The 26,418-nt window shown below is 68.7% G+C and carries 11 protein-coding genes; 1 reads left to right on the forward strand and 10 read right to left on the reverse strand.

What is annotated here, in order from left to right:
* Positions 1–164 precede the first annotated feature (164 nt).
* The gene (locus tag D3877_RS14135; protein ID WP_119831410.1) at positions 165–14,987 is read left to right on the forward strand and encodes an Ig-like domain-containing protein; all 14,823 of its coding nucleotides are present in this window, start codon (positions 165–167) and stop codon (positions 14,985–14,987) included.
* A gap of 257 nt (positions 14,988–15,244) precedes the next feature.
* Here the strand turns inward: D3877_RS14135 and D3877_RS14140 are convergent, their stop codons facing one another.
* From D3877_RS14140 to D3877_RS14185, 10 genes are all read right to left on the reverse strand, one after another.
* Positions 15,245–16,978, reverse strand: coding sequence for a tetratricopeptide repeat protein (locus D3877_RS14140; protein WP_211100290.1), 1,734 nt, complete (start codon positions 16,976–16,978; stop codon positions 15,245–15,247).
* A gap of 201 nt (positions 16,979–17,179) precedes the next feature.
* Positions 17,180–17,485 carry a hypothetical protein gene (locus D3877_RS31040; RefSeq protein WP_147395192.1) on the reverse strand — a complete coding sequence of 102 codons (306 nt, stop codon included), beginning with the start codon at positions 17,483–17,485 and terminating at the stop codon, positions 17,180–17,182.
* Between the two features lie 363 nt (positions 17,486–17,848).
* Positions 17,849–18,634, reverse strand: coding sequence for an SDR family NAD(P)-dependent oxidoreductase (locus D3877_RS14150; protein WP_119831413.1), 786 nt, complete (start codon positions 18,632–18,634; stop codon positions 17,849–17,851).
* Positions 18,634–19,395 (reverse strand): ABC transporter ATP-binding protein, encoded by a 762-nt coding sequence (locus D3877_RS14155; RefSeq protein WP_119831414.1) that lies wholly within the window; start codon positions 19,393–19,395, stop codon positions 18,634–18,636. Before D3877_RS14155 ends, D3877_RS14150 begins: the two co-directional genes overlap by 1 nt.
* Positions 19,396–19,419: 24 nt before the next feature.
* Positions 19,420–20,163, reverse strand: a complete 744-nt coding sequence (locus D3877_RS14160) for an ABC transporter ATP-binding protein (RefSeq protein WP_119831415.1) — start codon at positions 20,161–20,163, stop codon at positions 19,420–19,422.
* Positions 20,160–21,191, reverse strand: coding sequence for a branched-chain amino acid ABC transporter permease (locus D3877_RS14165; RefSeq protein WP_119831416.1), 1,032 nt, complete (start codon positions 21,189–21,191; stop codon positions 20,160–20,162). The genes D3877_RS14160 and D3877_RS14165 overlap by 4 nt, the downstream gene beginning before the upstream one ends.
* Complete coding sequence (locus D3877_RS14170; protein WP_119831417.1) at positions 21,188–22,063, reverse strand: branched-chain amino acid ABC transporter permease; 876 nt, start codon at positions 22,061–22,063, stop codon at positions 21,188–21,190. The genes D3877_RS14165 and D3877_RS14170 overlap by 4 nt, the downstream gene beginning before the upstream one ends.
* Positions 22,064–22,300: 237 nt before the next feature.
* The gene (locus D3877_RS14175; protein WP_199720809.1) at positions 22,301–23,437 is read right to left on the reverse strand and encodes an ABC transporter substrate-binding protein; all 1,137 of its coding nucleotides are present in this window, start codon (positions 23,435–23,437) and stop codon (positions 22,301–22,303) included.
* Positions 23,438–23,507: 70 nt separating this feature from the next.
* On the reverse strand, positions 23,508–24,353 hold the full coding sequence (locus D3877_RS14180) for a shikimate dehydrogenase family protein (protein WP_119831418.1): 846 nt from the start codon (positions 24,351–24,353) through the stop codon (positions 23,508–23,510).
* Between the two features lie 11 nt (positions 24,354–24,364).
* Positions 24,365–26,305: a bifunctional sugar phosphate isomerase/epimerase/4-hydroxyphenylpyruvate dioxygenase family protein gene (locus D3877_RS14185; protein WP_119832449.1), complete on the reverse strand. Its 1,941-nt coding sequence runs from the start codon at positions 26,303–26,305 to the stop codon at positions 24,365–24,367.
* Positions 26,306–26,418 lie beyond the last annotated feature (113 nt).

Here is a 26,418-nt window from a genome sequence, read left to right on the forward strand (position 1 = left end):
TCTTGGACTTCTTTAATCATATCCTCTTAAGGTGGCTGTGGTCCGCCTTTTGTAAGCGTTACGCATTTTAGGCTGTGCCAATGGCTTGGCTGCGCTCGCGATGCGTGTCTTAGGCCCGTGATTCGTCAAGCTTCCCGCTGGGAAGCCTCTAAGTGGGGATTGTTATGGCTGCCGGTGCGACTCTGACCCTGACTGCTGGTACGGACTATCTCTTCTCCAAAACGGAGACTTGGTCCGGCATCAAGGGGTTCGGCACGCGTGGCGCGGTGCTGGAGACGCTGGGATACACCATCGCGGTCACCAACCTCGACCACATCACCGGCGGCAGAAACAGTCCCGGTGGCCTCTACAAGGACGTCATCACGCTGGCGGGCGCGGGCGGCAACACCATCACCGTCGCGGGACTGGAGACGCTGATCGGCAGTGCCGGCAACGACCGGGTCGTCGGCACCTCGACCGGCACGACCATGGCGGTGGAGTCGATCGAAACCTTCATCGGCGCCAGCACCGGCACCAACCTGATCGTCCTGACGAACAATGCCGGCAACACGATGTCGGTGGCCTATCTGAAATCTCTCGTCGGCAGCGCCGGCGTTGACGTCATCAACTTTGGCGCCGGCGGCCAGGTGGGAACCACCACCGTTGTAACGGCGGTCGAAACGCTGATCGGCACCTCGGGAGAGGATGCCATAGCGACCGTCTCGGGCGGCAGCAACACCGTCCGGGTGAATAGCATCGAGGTGTTTCTCGGCAACGGCTCCAAGGCCGGCGACACCGTCATGCTCGGCAGCATGGGCGGCACCATCGGCGCGACCTTCATCGAGACGCTGATCGGCAGCAGCGCCGCCGATGTCTTCACGATGGCCTACAAAACCGGCTCGATCGACATGAGGTCGGGCGGCGGCACCGTAACGGTGTCGTCGATCGAAACCATCGTCGGCGGAACCAGCTCCCGCAACGCCGCCATTCTGATGGATGTCGGCAACACCGTTACGGTCACCAGCCTCAACACCCTGATCGGCGGCGGCGGCAAGGACGTCGTCAACATGGCGTTCCGGGATGGAACGGCGATTGTCGGCGTGGGTCCCGTCGCCTGGAACACCGTCGGCAACACCATGCAGGTGGAAGCGCTCGAGACGGTGATCGGCACCGCCGGCGACGACGTGCTCATGGTGCTCGGGAACACCGGCATCACGATGAGCGTCACGGCGATCGAGTCGATCGTCGGAAAGGCAGGGACTGAAACGGTGCTGCTGGGCGCCGGCGGCAACACGGTCAAGGTCGCAGCGCTGGAAACGCTGGTCGGCAGCGCCGGCATCGACGTCGTGACCGTAACCACCGCCAGCGCCGTGTCCGGCATGTCCCTGTCGGTGACGTCGGTCGAGACGCTGATCGGCGGCACCGGCTACGACGTGGTGCGGTTCACCGAAGCCGCAGGCACCGTCTATGTGTCCGGGATCGACACCGTCTTCGTGGGCGGTCAGGCTATGGACATCGGCGGTGTCGACCGGGTGCTGGTCTTCCCGGTCGCGGTGTCCGCGCCCTCGGCCCCCATTCTCAGCTCCGGTTCGGACAGCGGCACGCTGGGCGACGACAAGACGAACGCGCCCCTGCCGACCCTGACCGGCACGGCTGCGGCGGGCAGCGTCGTCAATCTTTATGGCAACGGCATCGCGCTCGGCAGCGGGACCGCCGACGTGACCGGCCAGTGGACGGTCACGGCGACCACGGCGCTCGCCGGCGGCAGTTGGACGATGACGGCGAAGACCGTCGCCTCCGGCATGGAGAGCGCGGCGTCGGGCGCGCTGCTGCTGACCATCGACACGACGGCGCCGACGGCGCCGACCATCTCCTACACGCCAGGGTCGGACAGCGGCCGCTCGTCCTCCGACGGCGTCACCAACGTCACGACGCCGACCGTGACGGGCACGGCGGAGGCCGGAAGCGCGGTCACCCTGTATCTCGACGGGGCGAGCGTCGGAACGACGACCGCCAGCGGCGTCGGCGCCTGGTCGATCACCACGCCGACGGTCTCCCCGGGCGGCCACACCCTGACCGCCCGCGCCGTGGACACGGCTGGCAACACGAGCGCCGCCTCGACCGCCCTCCTGCTCACGGTGGACACCACGGTGGCCGCCCCCACCGGCGTGGCGCTGGCGACGGCGAGCGATACCGGGACGCAGGGCGACAACCTGACCAACGTCAACACCCCGGTCATCGTCGGCACGGCGGAGGCCAACGCCGTCGTCAGCCTGTACAAGGATTCCACCACCCTTCTCGGCGGCGCGACCGCCGACGGGAGCGGCGTCTGGCAAATGACGCTGGGCGCGCTGGGCGAAGGCGCGCACACCCTGACCGCGAGCGCGGTCGATCTGGCGGGGAACAGCAGCGCCGCCTCGACCAGCCTCACCGTCACCATCGACACCACGCCGCCGGTCGCCCCCTCCGCCCCGTCGCTGACGGCGGCGTCGGACAGCGGCAACTCCTCGTCCGACCACCTGACGAACGTCAAGACGCCGACCTTCACCGGCACGGCCGAGGCGAACAGCGTCATCGACCTTCTGGTCTCCGGCAGCGTGGTGGGAACGGGCGCCGCCGACGGCGCCGGCGCCTGGACCGTGACCGCCGGCAGCGCCTTGGCGGACGGCAACTGGTCCTTCTCCACCCGCTCGCGCGATGCGGCCGGCAACACGCGCGACGGCGTGGGGACTCTGAACGTCACCATCGACAGCACGGCGGACGCGCCGGGCGCCCTGAAGCTGACCGCCGCCACCGACAGCGGCCGCAGCGCGACGGATGGCCTCACCAACCTTCTCTCGCCCACCGTCGCCGGCACGGCGGCGGCCGGCAACGCCGTGACGCTTTACGATGGCGCTCTGGCGCTCGGCACGGTGACGGCCAACGGTCAGGGCAATTGGGAAATCGCGACCAGCGGCCTGACCGCTGGCGCGCACACGCTGACGGCCCGCGCCATCGATGCGGCGGGCAACACCAGCCTCTCCTCCTCCGCCTTCACGGTCACGGTGGACACCAGCGCCTCGGCTCCGACCGGGTTGACTCTGGCGATCGCGTCGGACAGCGGCGTCACCGGGGATTCGAGGACGAACCTCACCACGCCCTCGGTCACGGGTGGCGGCGAGGCCTTCAACATCGTCCTTCTGTACGAAGGCTCGACCCTGCTCGGCCAAACCACGGCGGGGGCCGACGGCAACTGGACGGTCGCGTCCTCCGCGCTGACCGGCGACACCCACACCCTGACCGCCCGCGCCGTCGATCTGGCCGGAAACACCTCCGTCGCGAGCGGCGACCTCGTCCTCAACATCGACCTGACGGCGCCGAACGCGCCGGGCGCGCTCACGCTGAATTCGGACAGCGGCACGCCGGGCGACAACCGGACCCAGGTGGCGGCCCCGGCGATCACGGGCACGGCCGAGGCCGGCAGCGCCGTGCAACTGTTCGAGGGCGTCACCCTGCTCGGGACGGGCACGGCGGATCTGTCCACCGGCGCCTGGACGGTCACCTCCTCCAGCCTGGCGGAGGGAAGTCACACGCTGACCGCGCGGGCGGTGGACACCGCCGGGAACACGGGCGCCGCCTCCACCGCCTTCGCCGTCACGATCGACCAAACGTCGGCTGTCCCGACTGGTCTGGCGCTGAGCGGCGCCACGAACAGCGGCAGCCTGGCCGACACCCTGACCAACGCTGTCGCCCCGACGATCACCGGCACAGCCGAGGCCGGCGCCATGGTCACGCTGTACGGCGGCGGCTCGACCGCCAGCGCGACGGCCGACGGTTCGGGCCTCTGGTCCGCCACCATCACCGGCCTTAGCGAGGGCGCCCACACCCTGACCGCCGATGCCGTGGACGTCGCTGGCAACACCAGCCAAATCTCCACTGGTCTGGCCGTCACCATCGACCGGACTGGGCCGGGCTTGTCGGCGCCGACGGCGGACACGGCCGGGGCTTCGGGCCAGTTCACCCCGATCCTGTCCGGCACCGCCGAGGTCGGCAGCGTCGTGACGCTGTACGACGGCTCCTCCAACGGGGCGGCGGTGCTCGGGGTCGCGACCGTCGGCGGCGGCGGCTTGTGGTCGATCACCACGCCGGAACTTGGCGGCGGCGCCTACACGATGACCGCGCGCGCGCTGGACGCGGCCGGCAATGAAACCAGCACGAACACATCGCTGTCCGTGACCGGGCGCATCGGCGTCCCCGGCGGCCTGCAACTCGTCTCCGATTCCGGCGTGGCAGGCGACGGGATCACCAACGTGGTCTCGCCGACCCTGACGGGAACCGCGCTGGCGGGCGCGACGGTCTCCCTCTACAGCGGCGTGACGCTGATGGGCGTCGGCACGGCCGATGGCGGCGGTCTCTGGACCGTCGTTTCGACCGGCACGCTGGCGACCGGCAGCGCCCACACGCTCAACGCCAAGATCGACGCCTATGGGACGGTCCTCACCTCCTCGGGGCTGACCGTCACCATTGACACGACAGCGCCCGATCAGCCGGGGGCGCTGGCGCTGCAAGCCGGATCGGACAGCGGCTCGGTCGGCAACGACCGCATCACCAACCTCGACGCTGTCACCGTCACCGGCACCGCCGAGGCGCGAAGCGTCGTCACGCTGTATCGCGACAATGGGAACACGGCGCTCGGCACGGCGACCGCCTCCGACGGCGGGATATGGTCGCTCAGCACGGGGTCCCTGGCGGCTGGCGACCACACGCTCACCGCCCAAGCGGTCGACGTCGCCGGCAACACCAGCGCCGCGTCCAGCGGCCTTGCCCTCACCATCGACCGCACGGCCGATGCGCCGACCGGCCTCGCCCTGGCAAGCGGATCCAACACCGGCCTGACCAACGACCTGATCACCAGTGTCCTCGCCCCGATCATCACGGGGACGGCGGAGGCTGGCGGCGCCGTCTCGCTCTACAACGGCTCCAATCTTGTCGGCGCCGCCACTGTGGCGGGCAACGGCAGTTGGTCGGTGACCACCTCCGCGCTCGGCAACGGCACGCACAGCCTGACCGCGCGCCTCGTGGACATCGTCGGCAACACCAGCGCCGCGTCCTCGGTCCTTGCGGTCACCATCGACGCCGCCGCGCCCGACGCGCCGGGTGGGCTTGCGATCAACCCGGCCGGCGACAGCGGCGTCCTCGACAACGTCACCAACATCGCGGCGCAGACCGTCACCGGAACGGCGGAAACCGGCGCCACCGTCGTTCTCTATGACGGCGCCACCGCGCTCGGCACGCAGGTGGCGACGAGCGGGTCTTGGACGATCGGGACGGGCGCGCTCGGCGTGGGCGGACACACGCTGACGGCGCGGGCCGTCGACGTGGCCGACAACACCGGGGCGGCCTCGGCGGCGTTGATCGTCACCATCGACACCAGCAGCCCGGCTCCGAGCGGCCTGGCCCTGACCGCAGCGTCGGACACCGGCTACAGCAGCACGGACCGCATCACCAATTCCACGACTCTGTCCGTGACCGGCTCCGCCGAGGCGAACAGCTCCGTCACCCTCTACGACGCCATTTCCGGCAGCCCGACGCCGCTGGCGACCGTCGTCGCCGATGGCGGCGGCGCCTGGTCCTACAGCGGAAGCGGGTTCGCCGAGGGGTTGCACACCCTCACCGCCACGGCGGTGGATCCCAGCGGCAACACCTCCAGCGGTTCCGGCACGCTGGTGGTGACGGTGGACCTGACCGTCGCCGCGCCCGGCGCGCCGGTCCTCGCCCCTGCGTCGGACACCGGGGTGTCGGGCGACGGACTGACCCGCCTGCTCGCGCCCACCTTCACCGGCACGGTGGAAAGCAGCGCCGTGGTGTCCCTCTACGACGGCGCCAATTTCGTCGGAATGGGCACGGCCAACGGCTCGGGCGTCTACTCCATCGAGACGCCGCTGAGCAACGGCGCGCACACGATGACGGCGCGCGTCGTCGATGCCGCCGGCAACGCCACGGCCGCCGCCTCGGCCCCGCTCACCATCACGATCGACTCCATCGCGCCCGACGCGCCGTCCACGCCGGTGCTGGCTCCGGCTTCCGACAGCGGCACGCTGGGCGATTTTATCACGTCCGCCGCCACGCCGACCGTGACCGGCACGGCCGAGGCGCTCAGCACCGTCCAGCTCTACATGGGCGGCGTCAGCGTCGGAACGGTCGTCGCCGACGGGGCGGGCGCCTGGACGATCATCACCAACAGTCTGTCCGACGGCGTGAGCACGCTGACCGTCCGGTCCGTGGACGGTGCGGGCAACACCAGCGGCGCCTCGGGTCAACTGCTGCTGACCATCGACACCACGCCTCCGACCCCGGGCGGCTTGGCCTTGACGGCGGCGACGGACAGCGGTCGCGTCGGCAACGACGCCGTCACGGCGGTGACGGCGCCGGTCATCACCGGCACAGCTCAGGCCGACAGCGCCGTCACGCTTTATTACTCGGACGGCGTCACCGTGCTGGGCGGCGCGACGGCGGACAGCCTCGGCCAATGGTCGGTCGCCAGCCCGACGCTGGCCGAGGGCCTGTACACGCTGTCGGCCCAGGCCGTGGATCCGGCCGGCAACACGGCGTTGGTGGCGGCGGCCCTCATCATCAACGTCGACCTCACCGTGCTGCCGTCGTCGGCGCCCAGCCTGACCGCTGGCTCCAACAGCGGCCTGACCAGCGATCTGATCACCAACGACACCACGCCCACGGTGAGCGGAAGCGCCGAGGCGCTCAGCGTCATCACGCTCTACGACGACGCCACCCTCGTCGGCACGGGAACCACCGACGGTTCGGGGAACTGGTCAGTGACCACGGGGACGCTCATCAACGGCAACCACACGCTGGTCGCCCGCGTCACCGATTTGGCCGGCAACAACACCGCTGCGGCGTCCGGCTCGTTGATCGTCTCCATCGACACCGAAAACACCACGATGTCGAATCTGGCCTTCGCGGTCGGGGACGACACCGGGGTGTCCGCCAGCGACGGGCTGACCAAGCTCGCCACGCCGACCATCGTCGGCACGGCGGAGAGCTTCAGCGTCGTCACCCTCTATGAAGGAAACTCCAGCGTCGGCATGGCGACGGCCGACGCGAACGGCGCCTTCTCGCTCACCACGAACGCCTTGTCGGCGGGCAGCCACTCGCTGACCGCGCGCAGCGTCGATCAGGCTGGCAACACGTCCACGGCGTCGAGCAACCTGGTCCTGTCGGTCGATCTGTCCACCCCGCAGCCCAGCCTGCTCATGGCCGTCTCGTCCGACAGCGGCGCCTCGAACAGCGATCACCTCACCAACAACTCCATCCTGCCGCTGAGCGGCACGGCCGAGGCGGACAGCACCATCGTCCTGTACGACGGCGGCGCCGCGTTCGGGACGGTCCAGGCCGACAGCCTGGGCAACTGGACGCAGCTGTCCCCCTCGCTGGCGGCGGGCAGCCACAGCCTGACCGCCGAGGCGACCGACGCCGCCGGGAACAGTTCGACCTCCACCGTTCTTGTCGTCACGATCGACACCACGGCGTCCGTGCCCTCGCTGGACTTGGCGGGCGCGAGCGACACCGGGATCACCGGCGATCGCACGACGAACGACGCCACGCCCGACATCGTCGGCACGACGGAGGTCGGCGGGTTCGTCTCGCTTTATGAAGGCAGCACGCTGCGCGGGACGACGACCGCCGACGGCACGGGCCTGTGGACCATCACCAGCGGCCAGATGGCCAACGGCGCGCACACGCTGACCGCGCGCGGCATGGACGCGGCCGGAAACACCAGCGATCTGTCCTCGGCGGTGGTTATCACCATCGACACCGTCGTGCCGAACGCGCCGACCAGCGTCACGCTGGCGTCCGGCTCCGACAGCGGGACGTCGAACACCGACCGCCTCACCAAGATCACGACTCCGACCCTGTCCGGCTCGGCCGAGGCCAACAGCACGGTCACGCTCTACAGCGGGGCCACGGTCGTCGGCACGGCGACCGCCAGCGGCGGCGGGGGCTGGACCGTCACCACCGCTTCGCTGGCCGACGGCGTGAACACGCTCACGGTGAAGGCGGCCGACGACGCCGGCAACACCAGCGCCGCCAGTTCGCCGCTGACCGTCACCATCGACACCACCCAGGCCGCCCCAGGCACGCCGGTCCTGGGCGCCGCCTACGACAGCGGAACTTCCAGCACCGACGGCGTCACCAAGACCGTCAACCCGACGATCACCGGCACCGGCGAGGCGGGCAGCGTCGTCACCCTTTACGACGGCGGCGTGAGCTACGGCTCCACCACCGTGAATGGCCTCGGCGTCTGGTCAATCGGGACCGGGACCCTTGCCCCGGGCATGCGGACCCTCACCGCCAGCGCGGTCGACAGCGCCGGCAACAGTTCGGTGGCCTCCGCCGGGCTGGTCATCACCATCGACACCACGGCGGCGGCGCCCGGCACTCCGTCGCTCGCCGTCGACAGCGGCGCCTCCAACACGGACCGGCTGATCAACACCGGCTCGCCGACCCTCATCGGCACGGCCGAGGCGAACGGCCTCGTTCGCCTCTATGACGGCGCCAGCCTCGTCGGATCCGGCACGGCCGACGGTTCGGGCGCCTGGACGATCGCCGCCAGCGGGCTGGGCGCGGGCGCGCACACGCTGTCGGCCCGAATGCTCGATGTCGCCGGCAACACCAGCGATCCGTCCACGGCGCTGACGATCACCGTGGACACCACGGCGCCCGGCGCGCCGGGGACCCCGGCGCTCAGCGTCGGTTCGAACAGCGGATCCACGGCCGACCGCATCACCTCGGTCTTCGCGCCGACCATCACCGGCTCGGCCGAGGCGAACAGCATCGTCACGCTGTATGACGGCGCGGCGAATCTCGGCACCGTGACGGCCAACGGCAGCGGCGCCTGGTCGCTCGCCACGCCGTCTCTCGCCGATGGTGTGCACACGCTGTCCGCAGCCGCGCTCGATCTGGCGGGCAACACCAGCGCCGCCTCGGCGGCGCTGACCGTCACAATCGACACCACGGCGGCGGCCCCAACGGCTCTCGCCCTGGCCGCCGCCTCCGACACCGGCCTCGTGGGCGACAACCTGACCTCCGCCACCACCCCGACCATCACCGGCCGGGCGGAGGCGGGGAGCGCCGTCGCACTGTTCGAGGGATCGACGGCGCTCGGCGCCACCACCGCCGACAGCTCCGGCGTCTGGTCGATCACCAGTTCGGTTCTGACAGGCGGCAGCGCAACGGCGCATTCACTGTTCGCCACGATGGTCGATGCGGCGGGCAACACCAGCTCCGCGTCCGGTTCGCTGAACTTCACCATCGACACCGTGCCGGATGCGGTTTCGATTGAGCTTGCCTCGTCTTCGGACACCGGGTCCTCCAACAGCGACCGGATCACCTCCAACACCACGCCGACGCTCAGCGGCATCGTGGGAACGGACAATACGGGCACGGTAGGCCCGGGCCGGATCGTCACGATCACGAGCGCGTTCAATGGGGGAACCTCCCAAGCCGTCGGAACGGTGACGGCGGACGCCACCACCGGCGCCTGGAGCTTTACGCCGTCGAGTTCTCTCGCCGCCGGTGTCTACAACTTCGGCGTTTCCTCCTTCGACAACGCAGGCAACCCCGGCGTCAACGGCGTCACAGTCACCATCGATCTCACCGCCGACACCCCCGGCGGGCTGGATCTCGCCACCGCATCGGACAGCGGTCGGAGCACGACCGACGACAAGACGAACGTCGCGACCCCGGTCATCACGGGCACCGCCGAAGCGGGCAGCGCCGTCACGCTCTATGACAACGCCGTCTCCGTCGGGACGGTCACGGCGAGCGGACTCGGCACCTGGTCCTTCACCACGCCGACGCTGGCCGACGGCGCCCACACCCTCACGGCCAGCGCCGTGGACGTCACCAACAACACCAGCGGTCTGTCCGCCGCGCTGGTCGTCACCATCAACACACAGGCCGCCGCGCCGAGCGGTCTCGACCTGACGACCGACTCCGGCGGCAGCGCAACCGACGACCGGACCAACATTGCATCGCCAACGATCCGAGGCACGGCCGAAGCCTCCAACCTCGTCATGCTGTATGACGGCGGGGCGATGGTCGGCATGTCGACGGCGGGTGTCGATGGCAACTGGACGGTCCAGGCCATCGGTCTCGGAGACGGCACGCACACCCTGACGGCGACGACCGTCGATCAGTTCGGCACCACCAGCGTCGCATCGAGCGCCCTGCTCGTCACCATTGACACCGCCGCGCCCCAGCCTTCGTCGCTCACCTTGACGGCTGGCTCCAACAGCGGCTCGACCGCCGATCTGGAGACCAACAGCGCGACGCCGGTTCTGAGCGGGACGGCGGAGGCGAACAGCGTGGTGACGCTGTACGACGGCGCGACCCTGCTGACCACGACGACGTCCGACGGCGCCGGCGCCTGGACGATGACGTCGGCGTCGCTGAGCGAGGGCGCGCACAGCCTGACCGTTCTTTCCCAGGATGTGGCGGGCAACACCGGCGCGGCCTCGGATCCGCTCGTCATCACCATCGATCGCACCTCGGCCACGCCCACGGGGATGAGCCTGGGCACCGGCTCCGACAGCGGCTCGTCGGGCGACCGCATCACGAACGTCGCTACACCCACGGTTCTGGGCGTGGCGGAGGCGAACAGCGTCGTCACGCTGCGCGACGACGTCAGCGCCCAGGACGTCGGCGCCGCCACCGCCGACGGATCGGGCGTTTGGTCCATCGCCGTCGCCGCGACGCTCGCCGCCGGCGCGCATTCGCTGACGGCGACCGCCGTCGATGTCGCGGGCAACACCAGCGCCGCTGGCGCGCTCGTCGTCACGATCGACACGACGGCGGTCGTTCCGACCACGCCGGTGCTGACAGCAGGCTCCGACCTCGGACGCTCGAACAGCGACCGGCTGACCGCCGACAGCACGCCGACGGTGAGCGGAAGCGCCGAGGCCAACAGCGTCATCACCTTGTACGAGGGCGGCGTCTTCGTCGGGCTTGGAACCGCCGACGGCAGCGGCCAATGGTCGGTGACGGCCGGCGCCCTGACGGAGGGCGAGCACACGCTCACCGTGAGGGCGACCGACGTGGCCGGGAACACCAGCGACGCCTCGGGCGGGCTGGTCGTGACCATCGACCTGACCACGGCGGTCCGTACGGTCATGCGGGCGAGCGGAAGCGCGGATGCCAACAGCGTCGTTTACCTTTACGAGGGCGTGAACCTCGCCGGCGAGGGGATTAATTCCTTCGGGTCGGCGACGGCGGACGGCAGCGGCCTGTGGACCCTGACGGCAAGCGACCTGGGCGTGGCCGACCGCACATTGACGGCGGTGGCGCCCGGCGCGAACAGCAACACCGCAGGCCCGTCCGCTCCGCTTGTCACCATCGATGTTGTGACCCCCGTCCGCTCGATGCTGCTGACCCAGGCGTCCGACACCGGCAGCGGGCGCGACGATCTGCTCACCAACACCACCACGCCGACGCTCGTCGGCATGGTCGAGGCGGACAGCGTGGTCACGCTGTACGACGGCAACAGCGCGGTGGGCACGGCGACGGCGGACGGCTCCGGCGCCTGGACGATCACGGCGGCGACGCTGAGTTCCGGTGTGCGCCAGCTCTCGCTCACCACGGTCGACAAGGCGGGGAACACGGCCACCTCCGCGTCGGGGCTGGCGGTGACGATCGACACGACCGCACCCTCGGCGCCCGCGACTCCGGCGCTCAGTCCCGACAGCAACAGCGGCTATCTCAACACCCCCGTGACGAACGTCCGGCAACCTGTGCTGACCGGCAACGCCGAAGCGAACGCGCACATCCTGCTGTTCGCCAATGGCGCGCTGGTTGGCGAGACCGATGCGGACGGGTCCGGGAACTGGTCGGGAGGCGCCTCGACGCTGAGCCTCGGCGCCCAGTCCATGACCGTCAAGGCCGTGGACGCGGCGGGCAACACCTCGTCGGCAAGCGGCGGCCTGACGCTGACCATCACGCCGGAAAGCGCCGCTCCGACGAGTGTTGGGTTGGCCTCGGCGTCCGACAGCGGCGTTCCGGCCGACGGGCTGACCAACGTCCGGACCCCGACCATCACCGGATCGGCGGTGGCGAACAGCGTGGTGACGCTGTACGACTACATCACCGTCATCGGGACCGGCACGGCGGACGGCAGCGGCCTTTGGTCGATCACGACCGGAAGCCTGAGCGGGTCAAGCTACACCCTCACCGCCACGGCTCTGGATACCGACGGGGTCGAATCGGCGCTGTCGGGACCCTTCATCTTCAGCATCGACACCACGGCGCCCACGGCGCCGACCGGCCTCGTCCTCGCCGCTGGCAACGGCGCTCTGACGAACAACGCCACGCCGCCGATCACTGGCACCGCAGAGGCTGGCAGCACGGTTCAGCTGTACGATGGCAACACCCTCGTCGGCTCGGCCACGGTCGGCGGCGGGGGCTTGTGGACGGTCAGCCCGTCCTCGACCCTGTCCGACGCGGCGCACAGCCTTACGGTCCGTGCGGTCGATGCCGCCGGCAACAGCTCGGCGGCGTCCAGCGCGCTGATCGTGACCATCGACACGTTCGCGGCGGCGCCCGGCGCCCTCGACCTGACGACGGACAGCGGCAGCAGCAGCACCGACAACCTGACCAAAATCGCCACACCGACCATCGTCGGCACGGCGGACGCCGGGAACAGGGTCGTGCTGTACGATGGCGCCGCCGCCGTGGGAACGGCCGTCGCCGGAGGCGGCGGGCTTTGGACGATTGCGGCCTCCTCCTTGTCCGACGCGGCGCGCACCCTCACCGCCAAGGCCTTCGACGACGCCGGAAACACCTCGGCGGCCTCCGGCGGGCTGATCGTCACCATAGACACCGCCGTGTCGGCTCCGACCGGCCTCAACGTTGTCAATGACGCCGACGCGCTGACCACCAACACCACGCCGACGATTGCCGGCACCGCAGAGGCGGGCAGCACCGTCGTCCTGTACGAGGGGGCCTCCGCTCGCGGCACGGTCACGGCCGACTCGACGACGGGCGCCTGGAGCCTCTCCATGGCCTCGTTGAGCGAGGGGGGGCACACGCTGAGCGCGACGGCCGTCGATCTGGCTGGCAACAGCTCTTCCGCATCCAGCGCGTTCATCGTGACCGTCGATACGGTGGCGCCGACGCTCCTGACGACGTCCTCTGTCGACAGCGCGGCGCTGACCCTGACCTTTGCCGAGGCGGTGAGCCTCGCGGCGGCCCCCAATCAGACCGCTGGCATGAGTGTCCTGGTCGATGGCGCGGCCCGCGCCATCACCGCCGCCTCCGGCACGGGCGGCAACACCGTGACCCTGACGCTCGCGTCCGCCCTGTCTTCCGGGCAGACCGTGACCTTCAGCTACGATCCAACGCTGTCCGGCAGCGCCCTGTCCGACGCGGCGGGCAACGAAATGGCCAGCCTCGTCGGGCAGGCGATCATCAACGCCACCCCCGCGCCGCCGTCCCCGCCACCGCCGCCGCCGCCACCACCACCGCCGACGCCGACGACGGTGGTGGACGGCGCGCTGCTGACGACGACGACGGGCGCGGACAGCACGGGCCGTCCCACGGAGTCCGTGGTGATCGCTCCGGTCACGGAGAACCGGACCGACACGGACACCAAGACCAGTTCGGCGGACGTGGCGCTGGCCGGAACCACCGCCAATCCGGTGCTGGAAGCCAGCCTGCCCACGGGCGTGGGCATGACCTCCACCGGCGTCACCTCCGGCCTGACGCTGGGCGATCTGGCCGCCGCCTTCTCCAACCAGCTCGGCACGCTGGGCACCGAAGCGCCGTCGAACTCGACCGTGCCGAACGCCGGACTGACCCAACTGTTGCCGTCCACCACCACGGTGACGTTGCGCAGCGTCACGCCATCGGTGGCTTCGGGTGTGGCGCCGACCACGCCGATCACCATCACCGGCTCGGCTCCGACCGGGCAGGCATCGGCCGTGCTGCTGGATGCGCGCCAGCTTCCGGCCGGCACGGTGGTGAACCTGCAGAACGTGGACTACGCCGTCATCACCGGCGCGGTCACGGTGGGCGGCGGCTCCGGCTCCAACGTCGCGATCGGCGACAGCGCCAACCAGACCATCATCCTGGGCGTCGATGACGACACGCTGCGCGGCGGCGGCGGTGACGACACAATCGGCAGCCGGGAAGGCCGCGACCTGCTGTACGGCGACGCTGGCAACGACTTCGTGTTCGGCGGACTCGGCTACGACCGGCTCCAAGGCGGCACGGGCAACGACACGCTGCATGGCGATGAGGGCGTGGACGCTGTCCGCATCGAGGCGAACTTCGCCGATGTGGGCCTCGCCCGCGATGCCTACGGGGCGCTGACCATGACCAGCGCGACGCTTGGCGTCGACACCCTGCAGGGGGTGGAGTTGCTGCGTTTCAACGACCGGGTGGAACTGGTCAACGCGCCGAACGCCCCGATCACGAAGTCCGGCAAGGGGCTGTTCTTCGAGAGCGACTACCTCGCCGACAACCCCGACGTGGCGCAGGCCGTCGCCCGAGGCGAGTTCGCCAGCGGCCTGCAACACTACGAGGTCTACGGCGCCACCGAGCAGCGGCTGGGGGTCGTGTCCCTGGACGAGCAGTTCTATCTCGCCCAGAACCAAGACGTGGCCGCCGCAATGGAGCGGGGCGAGTTCGCCAGCGGCTTGCAACATTATATGGCCTACGGCGCAAAGGAAGGCCGCGACCCGAACGCGCTGTTCGACGAGGCCTGGTACCTCGAGCACAACACCGACGTCGCGGCGGCGGTGCAGGCCGGCGGCTTCGAGAGCGGCTACGAACATTACGAGGCCTTCGGCTGGAAGGAGGGGCGCACGCCATCCGCCTGGATGGACACCACCGCCTATCTGACGGAGAACCCGGACGTCGCGATGGCCGGCATCGATCCGCTGTCGCACTTCCTGGACTTCGGCGCCCGCGAAGGCCGCATCATCAAGGCGGTCGATAGCGATCTCTGGCTGAGCTGACGTCGGCCGGAACAGGAAAGGGGAGGGGCCGTTCCGGCGACGGAGCGGCCCCTTTGCCTTGCGGTCTCGACCAAGGGCGCCGTCGCCTCCGGTCGGGTTCGTGCTCGCAAACCAGCCGCGCCGCGCGCCCGGGCCTCTCAGGGGCGTGGCTGGCCGCTGTCCGCGTCGTCATGAGGACCCTGTCATCTCAAGACATGGGGGCCTCGAGACACCCGACGCGGTTCAGTTCGAGTTGGGCGTCTCGCAAGCGGCGACGATCATGCAACCAGCTTGTGCAGGGCGTCCGCAACGCGCAGCCCCACGGTGGTCCAGTCCCCCGACATGGTCTGGCGGAAGAGCCGCATGGTCGGGTACCAGGGCGTGTCGTCGCGGTCCTGGAGCCAACGCCAGCAGCCGTCGTAACGCGACAAAACCCAGACCGGCTTGCCGAGCGCTCCGACGAGATGGGCGACCGAGGTGTCCACGGTGATCACGAGATCCAGCCGCAGCACCAGCGCCGCCGTGTCCGCGAAATCGGTGACGGCCCCCATCGGGTCGTGGATGTCCATCCCCGTCGGCGGATCGGCGAGCTGCGCTGCCGCCCCGCCCATCTGCAAGTTCACGAAGCGCAGGTTCGGCACCCCGGCCAGTGGCGCCAAGTCGCGCAGGGTCATGCTGCGCCGCCGGTCGGTCAAATTCGCGCGCAGCAGGCCTGGGCGGGGGTCTCCCGACCACACCAGCCCGACCCGCAGTCCGGCGCCCGGCAGGGGCTGGCCCAGCCATTTGCCGATCGCCTCGGCGGGCGGGAAAAGGTAGGGGATGCCGCTGGGGATCGTGCCCAGCTCGGTGCCGAGCAGCCGTGGCAGGCTCATCAGTGGGCAGTGGAAGTCCGGCGCCGGGAAGGCGTCGGTCAGCGCATGGACCGCAGCCACACCGGGCATGCCGGCGACCAGCCGCTTCAGCGCCGGCTGGACCGCCAGCACCACGCGCCCGCCCAGCGCCGCGACCAGCGGAGCGTAGCGGACGAAATGCAGGGTGTCGCCATGTCCCTGTTCAGCGTGCAGCAGGATGGTGGCGCCGTTCAGCGGCTCACCCTGCCAAGCCCGCAGTTGCGCGTTCACCATCGGGAGTTGACCCGTCTCCCAGCGGGCTTCGTAAAAGCCCCACCCTTCCTTGAACCGGCCGGCTTTGAGCAGGGCCAGCGACAGGTTGAAGCGCGCGTCGGGATGCTTTGGTTCGGCGTCCAACGTGCGGCGGAACAGGCGCTCCGCCTCGTCGAGATGGCCGAGGTCAAGGTTGACGATGCCGAGATTGTTCAGCGCTGAAACATGCGATGGGTTGATCTGCAAGGCTCGTCGGCACAGCGTCGCCGCCTCGGCGAAGTCGTCGCCGTTCTGGGCCTGCGACCGCTGGACATAGCCGAGGTTGGCGTAGGGATCGGGATGGTCCGGCTTGAGGGCGACGGAGCGGCGGCAGAATCTGACGGCGCCTTGGCCGTCGTTCAGCTCCCACACCGCGCTGGCGAGGTTGTTCCAGGCTCCCGGATGGTCGGGGGACAGGCGCAGAGCGCGGCGGAAGGCTGTAGCGGCCTGCGCATAGTGCTTTTCCCGAGAGGCGGTCGCGCCGAGATTGACGTAGGCCTGCACCGTCGCCGGTTCCAGCGCCACCGCCGCCCGATAGGCGAGGTTGGCGTCGGCCAGCCGTCCCGAGAGCAGGCGGGAATCGGCAACCGCCAGGATTTCGCTCGCTGACGCCAAGCGCAGCCGGCAGAAGCGTTCCAGCAAGGCTGACGCGTTGTCGCCCGGCTGGGGCTGCCTAAGAAGATTGGCAAGCGATTCCGGATAGGCCGGACTGAGCGTGAGCGCCAAGCGGTATTGCTCCCGCGCCTCGTTTGGTCGGCCGAGCGCGCGCAGCGCCTCACCAAGGCTGTTGCGGTAGTAGGCCTGCGCCCTGTCGATCACGAGCGCCCGGCGCAGCCAGCCGCTGGCCACCTCCGCCGTCCCGGCCTGCAACGCTGTTACACCAAGCAGGTGGAGGACGTCGCCATGCGACGGCTCGGCCGAAAGAATGGCCCGGTACAAATCGCCCGCTGCAGCATCCCCCGCTTTATGCCGAGCCACCGCCGAGGCAAGCATTGACCTCACGTCGGGCAGCGCGGCCCCTGCGCGTTCCCCGACCTCGAGCTTGCAGGCCAACTGGCCCATATCCTCACCTCATCTCCGTGGCGCCAGGAAGTCTCTTGAAACACATAGCGCTTTTCGGCGCCAAAGCCAGCATCGTCCACGCCAGGGCAATCGCTTGAACGGTTGCGCATCGAAGAAAGGGTGTTGGTGCAGCGAGGTCGGCGCGGAGGCGCCGAAGCCTGACACGACCTTCGATCCGGCGGCGCGGACGGAGTTCGGGCGTGCTTGATCGATCATGCGGTTGAGGACGGCGACGCCGATGGCGGCTTCGGCCTGCTGCCCGGGAAGCGTGCGGGCCTGAAGCTGGCCGCCGAGGATGCGCTTATAGCGCGCCATCGCGGTTTCTGCCTTGCTCCGCTTCCCATACTCGGTCTGTCGTTGCGCAGATTCAAGTTGAAGTGCGACGTCGGATGATTTTGTGTGACTACAATCCTTTTTGTGTTTTCGTGAGGTCGTCCCGGCAGTCCACAGGCTTGATCCGACGGCTCCCCATATAGCCAAGGCGGATCAAGCCTGTGGACCCACCGGGGCGAGCGGTCGGGAGAGAGGATGTTCAGGATTTCCGACCTGGGCCGAGATGGCTTCAAGCGCCGCCGCGCCCGCCGATCCTGTGCGTATTTCTGGGCGCTCGTGCTGCACAGGATAGAACCCACCCCGCCTACACGCTAAAAACACATAATTTTCATTATGGAAATTAACTTAAATTCCGATGATCGAGATTCCGCCGTTCGGGCTGACCACCTGTCCGGTCATCATCGCGGCTTCCGGTCCAGCCAGCCACGCCACGGCGAAGGCCACCTCGTCCGCCCGCGCGATGCGGCCCAGCGGGAATTGGGCGGCGCGGCGGGCGACTTCGTCGGCGCCCAGGCTATCGAGGGTCAGCGGGGTTTCGACCAGACCGGGGGCCACCGTGTTGACGGTGATGGTCCAGGGGGCGAACTCCACCGCCCAAGCGCGCGTCAACCCATGCAGCGCCGCTTTCGCGCCGGTGTAGTGGCTGGCCCCGGCGCTGCCGGACATGGCGAAGTTGGAGGAAATGTTGATGATGCGGCCAAAGCGCCGCTCCTTCATCCCCGGAACCACCGCTTGGGTGAAGAAGAAGGCGCCCTTCACATGGGTGCCGAACATGCGGTCGAAGGCCGCCTCGTCGATGTCGGCGACGGGCAGCGCTTTGCCGCTGACCCCGGCGTTGTTGACCAGAATGTCGACGCGGCCAAAGGCGCGCTCCGCGTCAGCCACCGCGCGACGGGCGTTGCCGACCGATTGGTTGTCGGCGATCAACGGCAACACCACGCCGCCCTCGGCGACGATGCGCTCCTGCGCCTGCTCCAGGGCCAAACCGCTGACGTCGGTGATGGCCACCCGCGCCCCGCGCGCGGCCATCAGGCGGGCATGCTCCAGCCCCATGCCGGACGCGCCGCCCGTGACCAGCGCGACCAGCCCGTCGAGATCCTTGCGCCGTCCCCCCGCCGGGATCGTCGTCATCACGCCGCCTCGCTCTTTTCGGCCAGTGAACCGCCCAGGAACAACTGACCGACGCGCGGATCGGCCAGAATCGCCGGGGCGTCGTCGAACATGCGGGTCTGGCCCAACTCCAACACCAGCCCGTAATCAGACATGGCCAGCGCCGAGCGGGCGTTCTGCTCGATCATCAGCACCGACACGCCCTTGTCGCGCTGTTCCAGCAGGATTTGAAAGGTTTCGGCCACCATCATCGGCGACAGGCCGATGGACGGCTCGTCAATCAGGATCAGTTTCGGGTCGAGCAGCAGGCCACGCACGATCTCCAACTGCTTTTGCTGGCCGCCCGACAGGGTGGAGGCCTGCTGGTCGGCCTTTTTGCGCAGGATGGGAAAGCGGTCGAGCGCCGCCTCGATCCGCGCGGGCAGATCGGTGAGGCCGCGCCCGGCGGCGACCGTTCCCAGCTCGATGTTGTGGCGCACCGACAGTTCGGGAAAGATGTTGCGGCCCTGCGGGACATAACAGATCCCGGCCTCCAGCAAATCGCGCGGCGGTCGGTTGGTGACGTCGCGCCCGTCAAAGGTCACGCTGCCCTCGCGCGCGTTCAGCAGGCCGAAAATGGTCTTGAAGACGGTGGATTTCCCCGCCCCGTTCGGCCCAATCACCGTGGTGATGGAGCCGCGCGGCACGGAAAAGCTGGTCCCGTTGAGGATCGTCATCTTGCCGTACCCGGCGACGACGTTGGACAAGGTCAGGATGGGGTGGGCGGAAGCGGGAGCGGTCATGGCTTGGGGTTCCCTGTTCTGCGATCAATGGCCGAGATAGGCTTCGATGACGTCGGGGTTGGCGCGGACGGCGGCGGGCGCGCCCTGCGCCAACACCTTGCCTTCGGCCATCACGACGACGCGCGAACACAGGCTCATGACGAAATCCATGTTGTGTTCAATGACCACGAAGGTCGCGCCCAGCTCGCGGTTGATCGCCCGCAACCGCTCCTTCAAATTCTCCAGCATGGTCAGATTGACTCCGCCCGCCGGTTCGTCGAGCAGCACCAGACGCGGCCCCGCCATGAAGGCCATCGCCGCGTCCAACAGCTTTTGCTGGCCATAGGACAGGCCGCCCGCCTTCTGTTCGGCCAGATGGTCCAGCTTGAAAAAGGCGATCATCCGGTCGGCCTCCGCCGTCAACCCGGCGTCGCGCGGGCCGAACAGGCGCTTCAGCATCGTGCCCTTGTGCTCCTGCCCGGCCAGGATCAGGTTTTCCCGCACCGACAGGTTGGGAAACACCTGCAAAAGCTGGAAGGTGCGCGACACGCCCAGCCGGTTGAGCTGCGACGGGTACAGGCCGGTGATCGGCTTGCCGTCCAACCGCACCTCCCCCTCCGACGGGGTGAGCTGACCGAGGATGCAGTTGAACAGGGTGGATTTGCCGCAGCCGTTCGGACCGATCAGGCCGAGGATTTCGCCCTCGTCCACGTGGAAGGACACGCCGTCCACCGCCTTCACCCCGCCGAAATGCTTCTTGATGCCGGTGACGTCCAGGACGCGGGTCATGACGCGGCTCCCTGTTCCTTGGGGTTGGTTTCGGCGCCGTTGGCCAGCGTCGGGCGGGCGGCGGCGCGGATGGCGGCGGCCTTGCGTTGGGATTGGTGGTCGCGCCAGCGGTCGATCAGGCCCAGCAGGCCGGTCGGGCTGACCATCACCAGAACCAGAACCACGGCGGCGTAAATGATGAGATACCAACCGCCGGTCGCCCGCAGCAGTTCCGGCAGCATGTAGGAGAAGAACGCCCCGACGAACGGCCCGAAGAAGGACCCCGCCCCACCCGCCACCACCGTCAGCAGCAGCACGAAGGAGGCCGACAGGGCAAAGGGGGACGGGTCGATGAACTCCACCAGCGGCGCGTAAAGCGCCCCCGCCGCCCCGCCAAAGGCCGACCCGATGGCGAAGGCCAACAGGGTGTAGGCGCGGATGTCGACGCCCAGGCTGGCGGCGCGCGTTCCATTTTCGCGGATCGCCTGGAAGGCGCGGCCCCAGGGCGAATGCAGCAGCCACCACATCACCAGCGTCAGCGCCAGCGTGACCACCAGAACCACCCGGTAAAAGGCCAGCCCGCCGCCCAGATCGGTTCCGAACAGCGTCGGGCGCGGGATGTTGGCCAGCCCAAAGACGCCGCCGGTCAACCATTGCTCGTTCCGGGCGATCAGGAAGACGACGACCGAAAAGGCCAGCGTGACGAAGGCCAGATAATGATGCTTCACCCGCAGCGCCGGAAAGCCCAGCACGACCCCAACCAGAAAGGACAGGCCGGTGGAGACCAGAAAGGCGGCGGGCAACGGCCACCCGGCCTTGACCGTCAAAATCGCCGTGGCGTAGGCGCCGATGCCGAGAAAGGCCCCTTGCGCCAGCGACGTCAGCCCGGCGTAACCCAGCGTCAAATTGAGGCCCATCGCGGCGATCGACATCACCAGCCACAGCGAGACGACGTAAAGGCCGTAGCTTTTCAAACCGGCGGGCGCGAACCACAGGATCGGGAAGGCGATCAGGATGATGAGCAGATCGGTGTTCAGCTTGAGGCTCATACCGTGCGCTCCTCTTTGCGGCCCAGCAGACCTTCGGGCTTGACCAGGATGACGACGACCAGAACCACCAGCGGCACGGCGGCGCGGTAGGCGCTGGAGACGTAGGCGGCGGCCAGATTGTCGATCAACCCGATCAGGAAACCGCCCGCCAGCGCCCCCCGGATTTGGTTGAAACCGCCGACGATGGCGGCGATGAAGGCGGCCAACCCGATGGTCTCGCCGTTGGAGAATTTCGCCAGATAGACCGGCGAGATGAGGTAGGAGGCGATCAGCGCCAGCGCGGCGTTGATGAGGAAGGTCAACAGGATCATCCGCTCCACCGGCACGCCCAGAATGCGGGCGACGGTGGGATTTTGCGCGGTCGCCTGCATGGTGCGCCCGGTGCGGGTGCGGGTGATGAAGGCTTGCAGGCCCAGGATGGCGGCGACGGCGACGACGAAGATGGCGATGTCGCGCGCCGACACGGCGGCCCCCAGAAACGACACGGACCCGTCCGGAACCAGCGAGGGGAAATGCTGCGCCTCCGCCGAAAAGCCGTTCTTGGCGGCTTCCTTGATGAGCACCGACAGCGCCATGGTGGCGATGGCCAGGGGCAAGACGCCGTGGCGTTGCATCGGTTCGACCAGAAAGCGTTTGAAGCCGAAGCCGAACAGCAGGATGAAGGCCGCGCTGCCGACGATGAAGGCCAGCCACATCGGCAAACCGACATGGGCGGCGGTCAACACCAGAATGGCGGGCAGCATGACAAACTCGCCCTGGGCGAAATTGATGGTCTGGGAGGTCTGCCAGACCAGGGTGAAGCCGATGGCGGCCAGCGCGTAAATCGCGCCCGTCGCCAACCCGGCGACGATGAGCTGAAGGAACTGGTCCATGTCAGCCTCCGTGAATTTTTGAAAGAATGGTCGCGGCGCGCAGGCGCCGGGCGTGGGGAATCGGGGCGGCGGTGACGAAACCGCTCGCCCCTCCCCATCATTCCACTGGCGCGCGGCACAGGAAGGCGCTCGCACGTCTCGCGACGGCAGTTGCGCCTTCGATCACCTTTGGCGCCCGTTCGGCCTTTGGCCGTCGGCTCCATGCCCTCCCCCCAAACGGGAGAGGTCTATTCAGGCTTACGGGTTAATCATCGGCAGGGTGGTTTTGACCACCGGCTTGCCGTTGGTGATTTCAACCAGGAAGCTTTCGCGGTCCACGTCGCCGGTCGCCGTCCATTTGGTGTCGATCAAAATGCCCGGCTCCTGCGCCACGTCGATGCGCGCGCCGTGCAGGGCCTTGGCGAAGGCCTCGCGGTCGAACTTGCCGATCCGTTCGGTGATCGCCTTGACCGTGTAAACGGCGGTGTAGCCCTTGATGCCGTTGTGGTCGGAGGTGAAGCCGTACTTGTCCATGTATTTCTTGCCGAATTCGGCGAAGCTGGGCTTGGGCGCGTCCACCAACAGGCCGACATGGCCCTTGACGCCGTTCGCCGCGTCGCCCGCCAATTCGATCACCTTGGCCCCCAGCAGGGTGGTTTCGCCGATGATCGGCTTGGCGATGCCCTGCTGACGCGCGGCGCGCAGGAAGCGGGCGCTTTCCTCTTCGTTCAGATAGACGAAAACGGCGTCGGCGTTGGCGTTCTTCACCTTGATGGCGTCAGCGGCGAAATCGGCCTGCCCGGATTCCGTCGCGATGTCGGCGGCGATCTGGATGCCGCGCTTTTGCAGCTCCGGGATCATCGCGTCGCGGCCGCCCTTGCCGAAATCATTGTTGATCCACACCACGGCGACCGACTTGGCCTTGACCTCGTCGCGCAGGTAATTGGCCAGCTTCGGCATCGAATCGGCTTGGTTCAGCGAGGTGCGGAAGATGTAGTTGTTGCCCTGGCGGGTGAAGGCCGCCGCCTCCCCGCCGACGATCTGCGGCACGGCGGCGCGCTGGGTGATCTGCATCGACGCGCTGATCGGGCCGGAGAAGATCGGCCCCAGGACGACATAGGCGTCCTCGTCCACCGCACGCTGCACGGCGGCGCGGGTGGCGCCGGGGTTGGTCTGGCTGTCGTAATGAATAAGCTCGATCTTTTGCCCGAGGATGCCGCCCTTGGCGTTGATCTCGGCGGCGGCCAGATCGGAGCCGTTCTTCCAGTTGGTTCCGGCGGGCGCGCCCGGCCCCGACAGCTCGATCACGTCAATCAGCTTGACGGTGTCGGCCAGCGCCGATCCGGCGAAGGCGGCGGACAGGGCGACGGCGGCGGCCATGGTTTTGAAAAGCATCTCTGGGTCCTCCCTTTTGGTTTTTGGTCGCGTGCTTGTTTGAAAACATCACTCATAAATCGGGTGGGCGTCAGTCGGGGATGGCCCCCAGAACCAGCGCCGGATCGGCCTCCACCCCGAAAAAGCGCAGCAGCGGGGCGATCTGATGGTCGAGCATCAAACGACCCGGCTGCGTCGGATGGCCCAGAGCCTGCGCGGCGCGCAGCAGCGGCGTGACCGGCGGCTTCATGATGGCGTCGGCCACCAGCGCGCCGGTGGGCAAAAGCGCCGGATCGAAGGGCAACGGATCCTCAGCCTTCAGCCCGCAGGGGGAGGCGTTGACCGCCAGATCGCAGCCCTCGGGCGGGCGGCCCGGCTCCGCTCTCGTCAGCGCGACGGTCGGGTGGAGCGCGGACAGCCGATTCAGGCAGGCGTCGGCGCGGGCGGGATCCAGGTCGGTCAGCGCGAGGGCGGAGATTCCAGCCTCGCACAGCGCCGCCGCGATGGCCGACCCGGCTCCGCCGCCGCCGACCAACCAAACCCGCCGCCCGGCTGGCTCGAAACCACGGGCGCGCAAGCCTTCGACAAAGCCGACGCCATCCACGATGTCGGCGGTCAACGTCCCGTCGGCCTCGACCCGCAGCAGATTGGCGGCCCCGGCGGCCTTGGCCCGGTCGCTGGCGCGGTCGGCCAGGGCCAACGCGTCCGGCTTGTGCGGGATCGTCACCGACAGCCCGGCGAGATTCCGAACCCGCCGCAGCCCGTCCAGCGCCGCGCCCAATGCGCCCGGCGCGATGTCCAGCGTCAGCCACGCCGCGTTCATCCCCAGCGCGGCGAAAACCGGCGGCATGATGCGGGGCATGCGGATCTGCGCCACCGGATGGCCGATGGTGAAGAACAGCCGCGTCGATCCATCAAACTCCAATCCGTCGCGCATCGTCGTCCCCCTCACCCGACCAGCGTGTCGTGCGCGCCGAGCTGGCTGGAGGCCGCCATGCGGATGGAGGCGTTGGCCGCGCCATACTGGTCATAGCCGCCGCGCCGCTCCACCAGCTCGAAGAAGAAACGCCCCTCGAAAGGTTGGGTGTAGAGTTGAAAGAACTCGCCGTCGCCCTGGCGGTCGTACAGGATGTTCAGCCGCGTCATCGTCGCCAAAAGATCCTCGTCCAGATCGAAGCGGGCGGCGAGGTCGTCGTAATAATTGGCGGGGATCGGCAGGATCGCCACGCCGGTCGCCCGCAGCCGCTCCGCCGCCGCGAACAGGTCGCTCGTCTCCAGCGCGATGTGATGGACTCCGGCCCCCAGATAGGTAGACACCGATCTGGCGGCGCTGGTGTTGCGCCCGCTGGCGATGTTCAGCGGAAAACGCACCCGGCGGCGTTGGTCGGAAATCGCCCGGCTGCGCACCAGCCCGAAGGGGTCGGCCAACACGACCACCGGCTCCGGTTCCAGATCCAGCACGGCGCGGTGGAACAGAATGGCGGCGTCCAGTGCCCCTTCAGGCAGCACCTGCGCGATGTGGTCGATGCGATGCGCGGCGTCCGGTTGCGCCGCGCCGCCGTCGTCCAACAGGAAATCGGTCTCGAAATCAATCGAGCCGTCGGCCCGCCGCCGGGTGAAATAGACCAGCTCGCCGCCGATGGAGCGGATGCCGGGCAAGGACAACTCGTTCGGGCCGACCCGCCCCTCGAAACGCGGGCAGCCGAAGGCCTCAGCCCGGCCCACCGCGCGCAACGGGTCGTCCACCTCATAGGCGATGGCGCAGACCGACGCGCCATGCAGCAGGTAATAGGAATGGGCCGTCGAATGCGGTTCGGCGTTCAGCACGAACCGGATGTCGCCCATCCCATAGAGATCCACATCCTTGCTGCGATGACGGCCCAGACGGCGGAATCCCAGCCGTTTCAGCTCGTCGGCCAGCTTGGCTTGCGCGGCGTGGTTGACGGCGAATTCGACGAAGGCGACGCCGTCCAACCGGGCCGGGGTCGGCGGGTCGAACAGCTCCACCCGGCGCGGCGCGGTCGCAATGCTCTTGGTTTCAGCCACGCCGTCGCTCAGGATCCGCCGCGCCGCCTCGACCCGGCGGACCTGCTCCTCGACATGCAGGAGGGAGCGCATGCCGTCCTTGGCGGTCTGCCGCGTCGGCGCGCTGCGCAGGGCGTCGTTGAAGATCTCCAGCGACAGCGGGCCGGTGTAGCCCGCCCGCAGGACCGCTTCGGTGAAGCCGCCGACGTTCAATTCGCCCTGCCCCGGCAAACAACGGTGATGGCGGCTGAGCATCAGCGTCGCCATGTCCAGGCGCGGCGCGTCGGCCAGTTGCACGAAGAAAATCCGCTCGCCCGGCAGATCGGCGATGCCGCTCCAATCATGCGGCAGCGCCAGGGTGTGGAAGCTGTCGAGGATCAGGCCAAGATGCGGGTGGTCGGCGCGTTCGACCAGACGCCAAGCGTGATCGAAGGTGGAGACATGGGTTCCCCAGGCCAGCGCCTCGTACCCCAGCCGGATGCCGCGCGCGCCCGCCCGCTCGGCCATCGCCCGCAACTGTTCGGCGGCCAAGCCGTCATCGTCGATGGCGTCGGGTTCGACGTTGGAGCAGACCAGCATCAGCGGCGCGCCCAACTCCTCCATCAAATCCAGCTTGCGCTCCAGCCGATGGAGCGTCCGTTGGAAGGCGGCGGGTCCCAGCCCCTCGGCGTTGCGGAAGGGCTGGAACAGCTCGATGGTCAGGCCAAGATCGGCGGCCATGTCGCGGATGTCGCGCGGGCGTCCGGGAAAGCCGGTCAGGTCCGGTTCAAAAATCTCCACGCCGTCAAAGCGCGCCGCCGCGATAGCCTCCAGCTTTTCCGGCAGCGTGCCGCTGAGCGACACGGTGGCGATGGACCGACGCATGCCCTGACCCTCCCCTTGGCGGGCCATTGCGACCCGTTCTTGAGGGCGCAGTATCCAGACCGACCGTCCACCTGGATAGCTGCCGGGCGTCACATTGCGACATGACGAAAGTC

The sequence above is a fragment of the Azospirillum cavernae genome, from assembly GCF_003590795.1.
Lineage (GTDB): Bacteria > Pseudomonadota > Alphaproteobacteria > Azospirillales > Azospirillaceae > Azospirillum > Azospirillum cavernae.